This window comes from Nocardioides sp. GY 10127, assembly GCF_004919085.1.
Lineage (GTDB): Bacteria > Actinomycetota > Actinomycetes > Propionibacteriales > Nocardioidaceae > Nocardioides.
Genome location: NZ_STGL01000005.1, coordinates 189,356 through 203,856, shown reverse-complemented (window position 1 = coordinate 203,856; position 14,501 = coordinate 189,356). Strand labels below are relative to the sequence as shown.

Below are 14,501 nucleotides of genomic sequence, written 5' to 3'. Positions count from 1 at the left end.
GCGCCACGATGACCACCGCACCCACCGCCGACCGGGCCACCGGCGCCCCGCGGCCCCGCCGCTGGGTCGACGCCGAGATCGCGCGGCTCGACCCCGAGCACGACTACGAGCAGATCCTCCGGCTGGTGGCCGAGTACCGCCTCGACTTCCTGCCGATGAACCTGGTGCTGCTCGTCTCCACGGCCGGCGCCGTGATGAACCCCGAGGGCGCGAGGACGCTCGTGGGCACCGGCAAGATGCTGCACCGCAGCGAGCGGCGCTTCGACGACGGCAACGGCTACTTCTTCGCCTGGCTGGTCGACGGCGTCAACAGCGAGGCCGGGATCGCCGCCACCGAGCGGCTCAACCGCTACCACCTGGGCGTCGCCCGCGAGCACCCGGCGGCGTTCGGGCAGGACGAGGACTACCTCTACACGCTCGCCGCGCTGGCCGTGTTCGGCGAGCGCATGCGCCGCGCGCTCGACCTGCCGCCCGAGCACCCGAACGTGGCCATCGCCTGGCACCACGCCCTGCGGGACCTCTGCTCGCGGCTGGTCGGCACCCACGGCCCGGTGACCGGGTTCCCGGACGACTACGCCGGGCTGCTCGCGATGGCCGAGGAGTGGGAGGCCCGGTCCTGGCAGACGACCCCCGAGGGCCTCGAGCTGATCAACGGCATGACCCGCCAGCTGTGCGAGCGGTTCTTCCCGCGGCCCCTGCACTGGTTCGGCAGGACGCTGGTCCAGCTCGTCACGCCCGAGCCGATCCGCCGCGTCCACCGCATGGGCGACCCCGGCCCCGTCGCCGGTCCGGTCGTCAAGGCCCTGTTCCGCCGTGCGCTCCTGGCCCAGGCCAAGGCGCCCGACCCCGCGCTGCCCTTCTCGCAGCGCCGCACCAGCCCGCGCGCCGCCCAGGCCGCGGACAAGCGCCGCGCCCGGATGGCGCGCGTGCACGAGAGCGCCCTGCGCACGGGCGCCCTCTCCACCCCACCGACGCGGACCGGCCGCGCCGAGGCAGCAAGGGACGCGAGCGCATGACCGCCACCACCGACCACACCACCGAGCACAGCACCGGCGCCACCTTCTTCGACCAGACCACCTGGGACGGCCGCTTCTACGCGGACGGCTGGCGCCAGGGCACCGAGGTCGCCGACATCGTCTCGCCCTCGACCGGCGCCACGCTCGGCCGCTACGCGACCGCCTCCCCCGACGACCTCGACCGCGCCGTCGAGCGGGCCGTCGAGGCCCAGCGCACGTGGGCCCGGACGCCGGCGCAGGAGCGGGCCGCCGTGCTGCGCCGGGCCGGGCTCCTGCTGGAGCAGCACCAGTCCCTGCTGGCCGAGTGGCTGGCGAGCGAGGCGGGCTCCGCCCTCGGCAAGGCCGGCTTCGAGGCGGGCCTCGTCGCGGCCGAGTTCCACCAGGCCGCGGCGACCGCGATGATGCCGTACGGACAGCTCCTCCAGACCGACCGGCCGCGGCTCAGCATGGCCCGCCGGCGTCCGGTCGGGGTGGTCGGCGTCATCTCGCCGTTCAACTTCCCCGCCATCCTCTCCGCCCGCTCCATCGCGCCGGCCCTGGCGCTGGGCAACGCGGTGGTCCACAAGCCCGACCCGCGCACCACCGTCTCCGGCGGGCTGTTCTTCGCGGCCGTCCTCGAGGAGGCCGGCCTGCCCGCCGGCCTGTTCAGCGTCCTGCCCGGCGGGGCCGACGTGGGCGCGGCCCTCGTCGACCACCCGCAGGTCCCCGTGCTCTCCTTCACCGGGTCCACCGCGGCCGGCCGCGCGATCGGCCGCCGCGCCGGCGAGCTGCTCAAGCGGGCGCACCTGGAGCTCGGGGGCAACAACGCCCTCGTCGTCCTGGACGACGTGGACGTCGCCGCGGCCGCCTCCGCCGGCGCCTGGGGCTCCTTCCTGCACCAGGGCCAGATCTGCATGACGACCGGTCGGCACCTGGTCCACGAGCGCGTCCACGACGCCTACGTGGCCGCCCTGGCGGAGAAGGCGCGGAACCTGCCCGCGGGCGACCCGGCCTCCGGCGCGCCGCTCGGCCCGATCATCGACTCGGGCCAGCTCTCCAAGGTCGACGCCCTCGTGCAGGCCACGGTGGCGGCGGGCGCGCGGCTCGAGGCCGGCGGCACGCACGACGGTCTCTTCTACGCCGCGACCGTGCTCTCCGGCGTCCGCCCGGAGCACCCGGCGTTCCGCGAGGAGGTCTTCGGGCCGGTGGCGCCCGTGGTCCCGTTCTCCGACCTCGACGAGCTCACCGACCTGGTCAACAGCAGTGAGTACGGCCTCTCGCTGGGCATCCTCACCGGTGACGCCTACCGCGGGTTCGAGCTGGCCGAGCGGTTCGAGTCGGGCATCGTCCACGTGAACGACCAGACGGTGGACGACGAGGCGCACGCCCCGTTCGGCGGCACCGGGGCCTCGGGCACCGGCTCGCGGTTCGGCGGGCACGAGGCGAACATCGAGGCCTTCACGGAGACGCAGTGGATCACCGTGCAGGGCAGCATCGCCCGGTACCCGTTCTGACCTCCCGCGCCGGGGCGGCGACGGCTAGCCTGCGGCGATGAGCGGGTCCTCGAGCGGCGTCCCCACGGGCGAGCCGCCGCGCCGGCCGGACGCCGGGGTCGTCACCGTCTTCGACGCGCGCGAGTGGCCGGCCTCCGAGCGGGTGCGGCGGTGGACCGACCTGATGAGCCTCAACTTCGGCGACCTGGAGCTGTCGGTCCCGGTCGAGGAGTGGGAGTCGACGCTGCGGGTGGTCGACCTGGGCCCCGTGCGCCTCTCGGAGGTGCGGCTCGGGCCGGCCACCTTCCGGCGCACCGACGAGACGGTCGCGGCGGCCGACGACGAGCGGGCCCTGTTCGTCATCGGCGACCTCGGCACGGTCACGGTCTCCCAGCTCGGCCGCACGGCCGTGCTGGGGCCCGGCGACCTCACCGTCCTCGAGCCGCTGCACCGGGTGACGGCGGAGTTCGGGCCCGGCAGCCGCTCGTTCGCGCTGCACGTGCCGCGGCGCGACGTCGCCCTGCCCACCCGGGCCCTCATCGACCTGGCCGCCGTCCCGCGCACCGGCGGGGGGCCGCTGCAGCGCAACGTCGTCGACGTCGTCCGCTCGATCTTCTCGGGCGAGGTACCGGAGGAGACGCTGCGCGGCTCCGCCCTCGGGGTCGGGCTGGCCGGCCTGGTCACCGCGCTGGTGGTCGCGCTGCGCAGCACCCCCGGACCCGGCGTGGGGCTGCTCGAGCGGGTGCAGGCCTACATCGACGCGCACCTGGACGACCCCGCGCTCGCGCCGCCGGTGGTGGCCGCGGCCCACCACGTCTCCCTGCGCTACCTCCACCGGCTCTTCGAGGACGAGCCGGAGACGGTGGCGGGCTACATCCGCGCCGCGCGGCTGGAGCGGGTGCGGCGCGACCTCGACGACCCGGGGATGGATCGGTTCTCGATCTCCGAGCTCGGCGCCCGCTGGGGGGTGGGGGACGCGTCCCTGCTCAGCCAGCGGTTCCGGCGTCGCTACGGCGCCAGCCCGTCGGAGTACCGGGCCGCCCGGCGTCAGTCGGCGCCCAGCCCGGGCGGGCGCCCGTCGGGGTCGAACACGAGCTCGTAGAGCGGCTTGGCCCAGCGCTCCTGCGCGGGCGTGAGGACGGGCGGGGCGAGCCGCCGCAGCCGGCCGGGGGGCCGGGTGGCGGCCGCGCCGGCCCGACCGATCGTCCCGTGCGCCTCGGCGTCCGCCCGCAGCCGGGCCTGCCGCTGCCACGAGGTGGCGAGCCGGGCGGGCACCCGGGCGGCGAGCTGGTCGCGCACGTGCGGCCGCGCGCCGACGACGCGGCGGACCACGCGCCCCCGCACCCCGGACTCGGGGTCGGGAGCCGGGTCGGCCACCCCGCCCGCGAACCACTCGTCGAGGGCGTCGGCGCACGCCACCATCGCGTCGAAGAGCGCGTGGGGGTCCTCCGGGACGGCCTCGGGCTCGCACCCGAGGTGCTCGGCGGCCAGCGTGCGCAGCAGGACGCGGGGGAAGGCGTCGGCGGGCGCGGGCCCGTCGGGTCCCTCGGGTCCGTCCCGCTCGTCGAGGACGGCGCAGGCGACCTCGGAGTCGTGCGTCCAGGACCGCCGGTTGAGGTTGTCGGAGCCGACGGAGGCCCAGCGTCCGTCGACGATGCAGGTCTTGGCGTGGACGTAGACGGGCAGGCCGTGCTCGTTGCTGAGCCCGAAGACGGCCACCCGGTCACCGCCGGCCTCGAGGATGCGGCGCATGGCCAGGCTGCGTCCGTAGAGCTGCGGGACGCGGTGCAGCGGGTCCTCCTCGTCGGGGACCAGCGGCAGCACGAAGACGCAGCGCAGGTCGGGATTCTCGCGCAGCGCGCGGGCGTAGTGCTCGCCCACCTCCTCCGACCACAGGTACTGGTCCTCGACGTAGACGAGCCGGCGGGCCCGCCCGAGCGACTTGAGGTTGCCGGCGCGCACCGAGCGCTCGCCGTCCGGGGCGAAGTCGAAGCCGCGGGGCCGGATCGAGGGGTACGTGCGGAGCACCTGGACGGCGTCGTGGGCGCCGTCCGGCGAGGGCGGGGCCGGCCACTGCGCGCCGAGGGGGCTGGGCTCGAGCTGCTCGCGCTGGAGCCTGCTGGAGAGCCAGCGGCCCGGGTTGACGGTGAGGGGGAGCGAGTCCTCCCACCGCTCGCGGAAGGTGGTCTCGACGTCCAGCACGGCGGGTCCGGTGACGGCGACCTGCACGTCGTGCCAGGCGGGCGTCGAGCCGTAGGCCGAGGCGAGCCGGGTCTCGGCCTGGTGGTCGCCGAGGTGCCGGGCGTCGTCGCGGCGGCTGTGGCACAGGTCGATGCCGCCGACGTAGGCGACGTCGCGCTCGGGGGCGTCGCGGTGCCGCAGGACGACGAGCTTCTGGTGGTGGCTGCCGCGGGCCCGCACCCGCATGTCGCGCAGGCACTCGCCGCCCGCCTCGCCGATCGCCTCGCCGAGGCGGAGGTGGCCCTCGGCGGAGTAGCCCAGGCGCGACCAGTGGGAGCGCCAGAGCAGGCCGCGGACGTCCACGCCCCGGCCCAGGGCGGCGACGAGGACGTCGGTGAGGGTGCTGCCGGGGTCGTCGGTGAGCTGCTCGTCGGGGTCGCCGCGCCAGTCGGTGAAGTAGAGGCGGTCGCCCTCGCCCAGGGCGCTGACCCGGGCGTGGAGCTCGGCGAGGTAGGGGTGGCCGTGGACGATCGGGCGGACCGCGCTGCCGGTGGCCCAGGCCGCGCCGCCGCTGCGGTGGCCGTCGATCCTCGTGTGCGGGTTGCCCCGCTCGGTCGAGGTCAGCAGCCAGTCGTCGATCACCGGCCCATCCTTCACCCCCGGGGGTGTCGGTGACCGCCCGCAGGGGTGAGACGTGGACACCCCCGCTGTGGCGTCGCGCCCGCGGCCGCGGGCGCTAGCGTCGGGCGGGTGGAGCCCTACGCGCAGGTCGCCGAGTCCTACCTCGACTTCGCCTCGTACGCCCGGGCCGACTCGGCGACGATGGCCGACTGGGCCGAGGGGGTGGCGGCCGACCCCGAGGTGAGCGCCTGGGTGGCGACGCTGCCCGGGATCAAGCAGCAGCCGAACCTCGTGCTCGCGGCCGCGCGCTGGCACGGCGTCCCGGCGCCCGGCCCGTACGCGGGGCTGCGCGAGGCGCTGCTCGCCGACGACGGGACGATCCGCGCGACCGTCCTGGCACGGGCGACCCAGACGAACGAGGTCGGCCGGCTCGCCACCCTGCTGCCCGCGTTCGGGCTGGTGGCCGAGCGGGCCGGTGGGCCGCTGGCGCTCCTCGAGGTCGGCGCGTCGGCCGGGCTCTGCCTGTACCCCGACCGCTGGGGCTACGCCTGGGACACCGGGGCCGGCGCGGTGGCGCTCGGCGCCGAGCTGCGGCTGCCGTGCCGGGTGCGGGGCGCCGCGCCCCTCCCGTCCGCCCTGCCGGAGGTGGCCTGGCGCGCCGGCGTCGACCTGCACCCGCTCGACGTCACGGACGAGGACGCGATGGCCTGGCTCGAGACCCTGGTCTGGCCCGAGCAGGAGGAGCGGCGGGCCCGGCTGCGGCACGCCGTGGAGGTGGCGCGGGCGGACCCGCCCGACCTGCGGGTGGGCGACCTGCTGGAGGAGCTGCCGTCGCTGGTCGCCGAGGCGGGCCGGCACGGCACGCCCGTGGTCTTCCACAGCGCGGTCGTGGCCTACCTCGAGCCCACCGACCGGGTGCGCTTCGACGAGATGGTGCGCGGCCTGGTGGCCGAGGGTGCGTGCCACTGGGTCAGCAACGAGGGGAAGAACGTGCTGCCCTCGGTCACGAGCACCGGCCCCGAGATCCCAGTCGAGCACCAGACGTTCGTGCTCGGCCTGGACGGCCGGATGCTCGCCCGGACCCATGGTCACGGACGCAGCCTGCGGTGGACCGCCGGCTGAGGGTGGAGCGGCTCAGCTCGCGAGGCGACTGAGGTGGTCGTACATCTGGTACATCGCCTCGAGCTGGTTCGTGGCGTGCACGGTCATGGTGCGTTGGGCGCCCGGAGACAGGGAGGCGCGGCACTCGTCGCCCTCCGGTCCAGCAGGGCACACCCAGTAGCGGGCGTCTTCGGGCGCGAGAGGGTCTTCCCAGAGTTCGTGGAGCATTGGGGTGTTCCGTCCGTGGGATGTGGTTGTCGTGACCGAGCCGCGTCCTCTGGGGGAGGTGTCGCGACCGGTGTGGGGGCGTGCTGGGGGCACGTCGTGCACGGGGGACTTCGTCACAGGATGGCCCTGTGGATGTGGGTTCCGACGGCAACTTGTCGAATCCGCCGTTTCACTCCCGTCCGCGTCGTCGAGGTGGGAAGAAACCCGTGGGGGGATGCACGGCCCATCGGCAGGCCCCTGGGTGTTGGTACCCCCCGGGGTAATCTGCACAGGAATTTCACGCTCCCAGGCGGGGAACGGGGTCCGGCGGGACGTCCGTCGGCACCCGGGTTTCAGCCCGCAAGGGTCTTCGCCGGGCTCCGGGGGTGGCCGTGGGCGGCTTCCTTCGGGCCCCACTGGTCTGGACCGATCGCTCACCCGCCGGGGGTGAATCCACCCCCTCGCGGTGGCCGCCGGGGGAGCGGACACCTACCGTCCACGGCGCGGTGCCGTCGTGGGTGCCGCTGCCGACAGGGAAGACAAAGGTGGCTCCACCGTGCTGATCATCGCGATCGTCTGCTTCGGCGTCCTCGTGGGCGGGCTCGCGCAGCTGGCACTGGGGGTGCCGTTCCGCGAGGTCTCGTGGCCGACCGCGGTCGCCGTCGGGCTGCTCGGCTCGCTCGTGGGCGGGCTGCTCGTGAGCCTCCTGGCCGGCGACGGCCTCGCCCTGCGCCCCACCGGCCTCATCGGCTCGATCGCCGGCGCCGTCCTCGTGAGCCTCGTCTGGCAGCAGATCCAGCAGCGCCGCGCGTCCTGACCCGCCTCTGCGCTGAGCCCTGATCGCGTCGGGCGGCGCGAGGGCGCTCAGGCCGGGTCGAGGGGCACGGGGACGTCGCAGGTGGTCACCGCGTGCGCGAACCCGAGTCGCCGGTTGGCGGCGAGGATCGGCTCGTTGCCGACCATGTTCTGCGTGTAGAGCCGCCTGACCCCGTACGCGGCCATCCGCACGGCCTGCTGCGCCTTTACGGCGGTCGCGATCCCGCGGCCGCGCGCCGCCGGCGTCGTGCCGGTGAAGAAGGTGTTGGCCGCGGCCGCCTCCCCGGGGCGCTCGGTGACCATCGTGAGCCCGAGCAGCGCGTCGCTCGACGCGTCCCTGGCGAGCAGCAGCATCCACGGCTGCGTCAGGAGCCCGCGGAACACCTCGTAGGGGACGTTGGCGTCGCCGTCCGCCACGTCCGGGGCGTCGGCGAAGAGGGCGGTGAACCGTGCGTGCAGGCCCCGCCACGCGTCCGCGGCCACGGCGTCGAGGTCGTCGATCCGCTCCAGCCGCACCCCGTCGGGCACGGGGACGCCGGCCAGCCGCTCCAGGGTGCTCGGGCCCAGGTCCAGCACCGACTCGTGGTGCCGCTCGCTGACCGCCAGCCCCCACGCGCGGCGGGCGGCCTCCGCGTCGTCCTCGCCCTCGCGGTACTCGTAGACCAGCCCCGGGACGAGGCCACGGGCCGCGGCCTCGACGACTGTTCGCAGGGCCGTGCCCACGCCCTCGCTGCGGCGCGACGGCGTGACCGAGACCAGTCCGGAGCCGAACCCGGCCACGGCGACGGGCCGGCAGACCGCCAGCGCCAGGCCGACGGGGGTGCCGGCCTGGTCGTGGTCGTCGTCGAGCGCCACGAACCAGCGGCAGGGGAGCCCGCCGGTGGCCTCGGCCCGCCGCCAGTGGAGGTACATCCAGGCGAGCGGGTCTCCGGGCGAGACGGCGGTCAGCGCGGCGTCCAGGAGCGCCGCGTCGCGGACGGGGTCGAGGGGCTGCACGCGTACCGGGGAGGTCACCCGGCCACTCTGCCGCACGGCCGGCGGGCCGTGGCGGCGGGCTCCGGCGCCTGGCCGGCGGCTGGCCGGTGGCCAGCTCGGTGGCCGGCTCGGTGGCCGGCCCGGCGGCCGGCTCGGCGGCTGGCCCCGTGCCACGGCGGTGCACCAGGATGCGGGGCATGGCTGGCGGAAGCGGTGCGGGTGGGTTCGGTGGCTGGAGCGTGCACGGGGACGGGCGCACGATCGCGGACGGGGCGGTGGTCGCCCCGACGGAGCGGCTGAGCTGGCCGCGGACGATCGGGCTCGGCGTCCAGCACGTCGTGGCGATGTTCGGGGCCACGTTCCTGGTCCCGGTGCTCACCGGCTTCCCGCCCACGGCGACGCTCTTCTTCTCGGGCGTCGGCACGCTGCTGTTCCTGGCGATCACGGGGAACCGGGTGCCGAGCTACCTCGGCTCGTCCTTCGCCTTCATCGCGCCGATCACCGCCGCCACCGCCACCGGGACGATGGGCAGCGCCCTCTTCGGCGTCCTGGCCACCGGCGTCCTGCTGGCCCTGGTCGGCGTCGTCGTCCTCGTGACCGGCACCGGCTGGATCGACGCGCTCATGCCGCCGGTCGTCACCGGCTCGATCGTCGCGCTCATCGGCCTCAACCTGGCGGGCGCCGCCACCGCGAACGTCGAGGTCTCGCCGTGGGTGGCGGGCGTGACGCTGGCGGCGGTGCTGCTCGTGGCGGTGGGCCTGCGCGGGCTGGCCTCGCGGCTCGCCGTGCTGCTCGGCGTCCTCGTGGGCTACGTGGTGGCGGCCGTGGCCGGCGTCGTGGACTTCGCGCCCGTCGCCGACGCCGCCTGGGTCGGCCTGCCCGACTTCGGCACGCCGGTCGTGTCGTGGGGCGTCCTCCCCGCGTTCCTGCCGGTGGTGCTCGTGCTCGTGGCCGAGAACGTCGGGCACGTGCGCACCGTCGCGCACCTCACGGGGGACGACGAGGTGAACGCCCGCACCGGCCGGGCGCTGCTCGCCGACGGACTGGCCACCACGCTGGCCGGCGCCGGAGGCGGCTCGGGCACGACGACCTACGGCGAGAACATCGGCGTCATGGCCGCGACGCGCGTCTACTCGACGGCCGCGTACTGGGTGGCGGGCCTGGTGGCGCTGGTGCTCAGCCTGTCGCCGAAGTTCGGCGCGCTGGTCAACACCATCCCGGCCGGCGTGCTGGGCGGCGTGACGGTCGCGCTCTACGGCCTCATCGGCGTGGTCGGCATCAAGATCTGGGTCGACAACCGGGTCGACCTCAACCGGCCGGTCAACCAGTTCACCGCGGCGGTGGCGCTGGTCATCGGCATCGGCGACCTCACGCTGGGCGGCGACACCGTCACCGTCACCGGTATCGCGCTGGGCTCGCTCGCGGCGCTCGTCGTCTACCACGGGATGAGCGCCGTCGAGCGGCTGCGCGGCTGACGCCCGCCCGGGGGTGGGCCGCGGGGGCTGCGGGCTCAGGGGGGGGCCTGCAGGCTGCGGGCTCAGGGCGGGCTGCGGGCTCAGGGCGGGCCTGCGGCCCAGGGGGGGTCAGCCCTCCTGGGAGCCCTGCTCCGCCTCCTGCTGGGCGACGGCCTTCTCGATCTCCTCGACGCTCAGCTCCTTGACGGCGCTGATGACCTGCTCGAGGGCCTGGGCCGGGAGGGCGCCGGGCTGGGCGAAGACCAGGTGACCGGCCTTGAACGCCATCAGCGTGGGGATCGAGGTGATCTGGGCCGCGGCGGCGATCTCCTGCTCGGCCTCGGTGTCGAGCTTGCCGAAGACGATGTCGTCGTGGTTCTCGGAGGCCTTCTCGTAGACCGGGGCGAACTGACGGCACGGGCCGCACCAGGAGGCCCAGAAGTCCACGAGCACCATCTGGTTGTCGGTGACGGTCTTCTCGAAGTCGTCCTTGGTCAGGTCGATGGTCGCCATGGTGGCTGGGTCCTCTCGGCTCGCGGATCGGGGAAGGTCACTCGCCCCAACGCAACCCCCTGGGGGGTTATTCCGCCGCGTCGGCGGGTGGGCGTCGGAACGGGTGTCTCCCCCGCGCAACGCCTGCGGTCCGGGCATCCTTCCCCGGTCCCGGCCGCCCCCGCCGCGCGGTACCCGAAAAAGACCGAACCCCGGGAGTCGTCCGTCCTCGGCGCGGTGGCTCACCACCCGCCGGGCTCTCGACAGCGCGTCTCCCGGGGATGACCCCAGCCTGCGCGGCGGGGCGTGAAGGCCGCGTCGGCCATCCCCCCTCGGGGAGTGAAGAACCTGCGAAGGACGTCGGCGAGCGGTGGCTGGGCAACGGTCTGGTGGGCGGGGGTGGTTGCTGGGGCACCGCTGCTGGATGGGCAGGGGCTCGGCCGTCCACGAACCGGAACAACGGCGAGGCTGCCGGGCGGCCAACCGTCTGACCTGCGACAACGCATACGGGGTCGGGAGCGCCCGACCGTTGTTCCGGTCCGTCGACGGCGCTCCCCTCTGTCGGGCCCAGCCGCGACGCCCAGATCCGGCTCCTTCGCCCGCGTGCCCCGCCCCACCCGCGTTGTCAGGAGGCAGAGCCGGTCGGGAGCCCAGCGCGCCGGAGGAGGAGGCGGCCGCCGGGCAGTCGGCACAGGAGAACCCGCGCCGCGTCCGCTCGGAACCCGCCGGCCGGCTCGCCGGTCTGAACGGGCAGCCCGCGCCAGCCGACGTAGGCCCAGGTCGCCGCGATGCCCCCGTCGACGAGCGCAGCCCAGCGGTGGGCGGGCGCGCCGAAGGGCCTGCCCGTGAGCACGGGGACGAGGGTGGACGCGGCGTGCGCGCCGTCCACCCACACGCCCATCGCCTGGACGCTGGGTGTCGGGTCCGGCCCGGAGAGCACCGCCTGCGCGAGGTGGCGCGCGCCGAGCACGCGACCGATGCTGCGGGTGAACCGGTCGTCACGCGCGCCGGGCAGCAGGGTGGCCACGCGACCGGGCACGGTGAGGGCCGCCAGGCCCCAGACGGAGCGCGCGAGACCGAGGCGCCCGGCCCGGGTGTGCAGGGCCTGCTGCAGCAGGGGGCTCACGCGACACCACCCCTGCCCGTGGGTGCCGGGTCCACCGGGGTGGTGGGCTGCTCCCCCTCGCCCGCCGCCCGCAGGGCCGCGGTGGCCCCGATCAGCGCGAGGTGGCTGAGGGCCTGCGGCAGGTTGCCGGTGGGGACGCCATCGGGCGTGGCCATCTCGGCCAGCAGGCCGTGGCCGGGCCCCTCGGGGTCGCTGAGGTGGTCGAGCGAGCGCAGCAGGTCACGCGCCTCATCGGTCCGGCCCAGCAGGCCGAGGGCATGGACCCGCCAGAACGCACAGGCGAGGAAGGTCTCCTCCTCCTTCTCGGCGCCGGTGTAGCGGTAGACCAACCCTGTGCCCTGGACGCCGAGCCGCTGCCCGACCGCGTCCAGGGTGCTGTTCATCCGCTCGCTGCGGTCGAAGCCCGTGATGGCGCCCAGCAGCACCGATGCGTCCAGGTCGTCGGTGCCAGGACGGGCGGTCCAGGCACCGGCCACCTCGGACCAGCAGTGCTCCCACACCCACTCCCGCACGGCTTCCGCCTCGCCGTGCCAGCGGCGCCCGTCGCCGTGCAGCTGCCCCCGCTCGGCGAGGGTGGCCGCGCACTCCAGCGCGTGCCAGACGCTCATCGCCGACGACGTCCAGCGCTGGTTCCCCTCCAGCTCCCAGATGCCCGCGTCGGGGGTGCGCCAGCGGTCGGCGCAGATGTCGGCGAGGTCGGAGAGCTCGCGCTGGGTGCGGGGGTCGAGCACGTGACCGCGTTCGACCCAGCCCAGCACGGCCCCGAAGAGGTGCCCGTAGACGCCGAGCTGCAGCTGGCCGGTGGCCCGGTTGCCGCGTTGCACCGGACGGGAGTCGCGGTAGCCGGGGAGGTCCGGTTCCTCGAGCGCGGTCGGCACGTCGCCCTCCAAGGTGTAGAGCACCTGGACGTCGGGTCCGTGGTCGCGGATGGCGTGCAGCAGCCAGCGCATGGCCGCGTGCACCTCCTCCTCCAGGCCGAGCGCCGCGAGCGCGTCGATCGTCATGGCGGCGTCGCGGACCCAGGTGAAGCGGTAGTCCCAGTTCTTGTCGCCACCCACGCGCTCGGGCAGCGACGTCGTCGCAGCGGCGGCGATGGCGCCCGAGGTCGTCATGAGCAGCGTCTTGAGCGCCAGGCCGGAGCGCACCATGCGGTCGCGCTCGGGTCCCTCCCACACGACCGAGTCGCTCCACGAGCGCCAGGACTCGGCCGTCCGGTCGAGCCGGGCGTCGATGGAGGCGACGTCGCAGAGGAAGACCGGGTCGGCCTCGGACGCGACGAGGCCCACCGTCGTCCGCTCCCCGGCGGCCAGGTGCAGGCGCACCAGCACCCGCCGGTGCTCCACGTGCAGGGTGGCCTCGTCGGTCACCCGGAGCCCGATCACCGTGGGGCCGGCGTGCACGACGACGCCCGCCGACGTCTCCTCGACCCACGGCTGCCAGGCCCGCAGGCCGTCGCCGGGCGCGATCTCGAGCGTGACGGTGACCTCCCCGTCGGTGCAGGTCAGACGGCGGGCGAGCTCGCTCCACGGGAGCGGGCCGGAGTGGCCGGAGTCGAGCGCGTCGAGCACGACCAGCGTGCCCGACGCGGTGACCAGCGTCGTCTTCAGGACGTTCGTGCCGGGCAGGTACCGCGCGGAGGTCCCCAGGACCTCGGCGTCCGGGCTGACACGCAGCGCACCGCCCCGTTCCGGGTCGAGCAGCGCCGCGAAGGTCGGAGGCGAGTCCAGGTCGGGCGTGGCCCACCAGTCGACGGAGGCGTCCGGTGCGACCAGGGCGACGCCCCGCCCGTCGCCGAGGACGCCGTAGCGGCCGAGATCGGCGAACCCGGCGTCGTCCCGCGTGTGGGCCTGCGTCGCCGGGGCCCGCGGGGCCGGCATCGACGCCGCGGGTGGGACGGGTGCCTGCCCGGGCACGTCAGGCCGCCTGCCGGCGCAGCGCGAGCGACCCGACGATGGCGGCGGCCGTGGCCAGCGTGGCGCCGATGGCGGCCCCGCGGTGTCGGCCGATGATCGAGACCGGGTCGTGCTCGAGTGCCCCCTTGTCGAAGGGGCCGCGGGCGCCGCGGTCCTCGTGCTCGTCGCGGGGCTCGAAGACGTTGGAGCCGTAGCGCGGCAGCGCCTCGTCGGTCTGCTGGGACGCCACGCCCGTGCGTGCCAGGTACCAGTCCACGAAGGACGGGGCGAGCCGGTTGCCCAGCACTGTGTACGCCGTGGCGACCCCGACCCAGGCGTTGCGCTTGCCCGTCTCGGCGGAGTGCCGGATCTGCTTCGCGCACGCCTCGGGCTGCACGATCGGCGGCACCGGCATCGGGTGCTGCGGCATCTTGTTCAGGTTCCAGGCGAACTGGGTGGTGTTGACTCCGGGCAGCGTCACGAGCCCGATGGTGACGTGGCTGCCGGTGGCCTTGAGCTCGGTCAGGACCGACTCGGTGAAGCCCTTCACGGCGTGCTTGGCGCCGCAGTAGGCCGACTGCAGGGGGATGGAGCGGTGCGCCATCGCCGACGAGACGTTGACGATCGCGCCGCGGTCGCGCGGTCGCATCCGCTTCAGCGCGGAGCGCACCCCGTTGACCTGGCCGTCGTAGGTCACGGCGGTCATCCGGTGGTACTCCTCCGGGGTGGTGTCCCAGAAGTAGGAGAGAGCCCCGGCGAACGCGACGTTGACCCACACGTCGATCTCGCCGAGCTGCTCCTCGATCAGGTCGGTGGCCGCCTCGACCGCCTCGCCGTCGGCGACGTCGACCGAGAGCCCCAGGCCTCGGGCGCCCCGCTGCTCCACCTCCTCGACGCGGCGTCGAGGCCGGCGCGGCCCCTGGCGAGGACCGCTACGTCGTAGCCGTGCTCGGCGAACTCACGGACCGTGGCGCGGCCGATGCCGCCGGTCCCTCCGGTGATGACGACGACCGGGCGATGTGTGCTCATGCGACTCCTCCTTGACTGGGACGTGGCCGACGGGCCACGCCCGCCCCAGATAGTTGAGTGGTGCAACGAAAAACCGGGTACCCACGAACCTGCGGGGGAAGTCCGCCCAGGAGGATGAG

11 protein-coding genes and 1 pseudogene are annotated in these 14,501 nt (G+C 75.1%); 6 read left to right on the top strand and 6 right to left on the bottom strand.

Annotated elements, in window-relative coordinates; all coding sequences use genetic code 11:
- Positions 1-8: 8 nt before the first annotated feature.
- From E8D37_RS08150 to E8D37_RS08140, 3 genes are read left to right on the top strand one after another with little or no spacing between them, the layout of a single operon-like run.
- The gene (locus E8D37_RS08150; RefSeq protein WP_136569276.1) at positions 9-1,016 is read left to right on the top strand and encodes a hypothetical protein; all 1,008 of its coding nucleotides are present in this window, start codon (positions 9-11) and stop codon (positions 1,014-1,016) included.
- The gene (locus E8D37_RS08145; RefSeq protein ID WP_136569275.1) at positions 1,013-2,509 is read left to right on the top strand and encodes an aldehyde dehydrogenase family protein; all 1,497 of its coding nucleotides are present in this window, start codon (positions 1,013-1,015) and stop codon (positions 2,507-2,509) included. Before E8D37_RS08150 ends, E8D37_RS08145 begins: the two co-directional genes overlap by 4 nt.
- Before the next feature lie 37 nt (positions 2,510-2,546).
- The gene (locus E8D37_RS08140; RefSeq protein ID WP_136569274.1) at positions 2,547-3,590 is read left to right on the top strand and encodes a helix-turn-helix domain-containing protein; all 1,044 of its coding nucleotides are present in this window, start codon (positions 2,547-2,549) and stop codon (positions 3,588-3,590) included.
- On the opposite strand, the gene E8D37_RS08135 is transcribed toward E8D37_RS08140, so the two are convergent.
- Positions 3,536-5,311: a phospholipase D family protein gene (locus E8D37_RS08135; RefSeq protein ID WP_136569273.1), complete on the bottom strand. Its 1,776-nt coding sequence runs from the start codon at positions 5,309-5,311 to the stop codon at positions 3,536-3,538. The two genes, E8D37_RS08140 and E8D37_RS08135, sit on opposite strands and share 55 nt — an antisense overlap.
- A 108-nt stretch (positions 5,312-5,419) precedes the next feature.
- On the opposite strand from E8D37_RS08135, the gene E8D37_RS08130 reads away from it, so the two are divergent.
- A complete protein-coding gene (locus E8D37_RS08130; RefSeq protein WP_136569272.1) occupies positions 5,420-6,412 on the top strand; it encodes a DUF2332 domain-containing protein in 993 nt (330 codons plus the stop codon).
- 742 nt (positions 6,413-7,154) lie between these two features.
- On the top strand, positions 7,155-7,415 hold the full coding sequence (locus E8D37_RS08125) for a GlsB/YeaQ/YmgE family stress response membrane protein (protein ID WP_136569271.1): 261 nt from the start codon (positions 7,155-7,157) through the stop codon (positions 7,413-7,415).
- A 47-nt stretch (positions 7,416-7,462) separates the two neighbouring features.
- On the opposite strand, the gene E8D37_RS08120 is transcribed toward E8D37_RS08125, so the two are convergent.
- Positions 7,463-8,428: a hypothetical protein gene (locus E8D37_RS08120; protein ID WP_136569270.1), complete on the bottom strand. Its 966-nt coding sequence runs from the start codon at positions 8,426-8,428 to the stop codon at positions 7,463-7,465.
- A 158-nt stretch (positions 8,429-8,586) separates the two neighbouring features.
- On the opposite strand from E8D37_RS08120, the gene E8D37_RS08115 reads away from it, so the two are divergent.
- Entirely contained in the window at positions 8,587-9,864 is a 1,278-nt protein-coding gene (locus E8D37_RS08115; protein WP_136569269.1) for a solute carrier family 23 protein, read from the top strand.
- A 108-nt stretch (positions 9,865-9,972) separates the two neighbouring features.
- Here E8D37_RS08115 and trxA read toward each other — a convergent pair whose 3' ends face one another.
- The 4 genes and pseudogenes from trxA to E8D37_RS08095 form a co-directional block, all read right to left on the bottom strand.
- A complete protein-coding gene (trxA, locus tag E8D37_RS08110) occupies positions 9,973-10,356 on the bottom strand; it encodes a thioredoxin (RefSeq protein WP_136569268.1) in 384 nt (127 codons plus the stop codon).
- Between the two features lie 604 nt (positions 10,357-10,960).
- Entirely contained in the window at positions 10,961-11,461 is a 501-nt protein-coding gene (locus E8D37_RS08105) for a hypothetical protein (RefSeq protein WP_136569267.1), read from the bottom strand.
- Positions 11,458-13,374, bottom strand: coding sequence for a glycoside hydrolase family 15 protein (locus E8D37_RS08100; protein WP_206055646.1), 1,917 nt, complete (start codon positions 13,372-13,374; stop codon positions 11,458-11,460). Before E8D37_RS08100 ends, E8D37_RS08105 begins: the two co-directional genes overlap by 4 nt.
- Before the next feature lie 4 nt (positions 13,375-13,378).
- A pseudogene (locus tag E8D37_RS08095) lies at positions 13,379-14,467 on the bottom strand (SDR family NAD(P)-dependent oxidoreductase); the annotation flags it as partial.
- Positions 14,468-14,501: the final 34 nt, after the last annotated feature.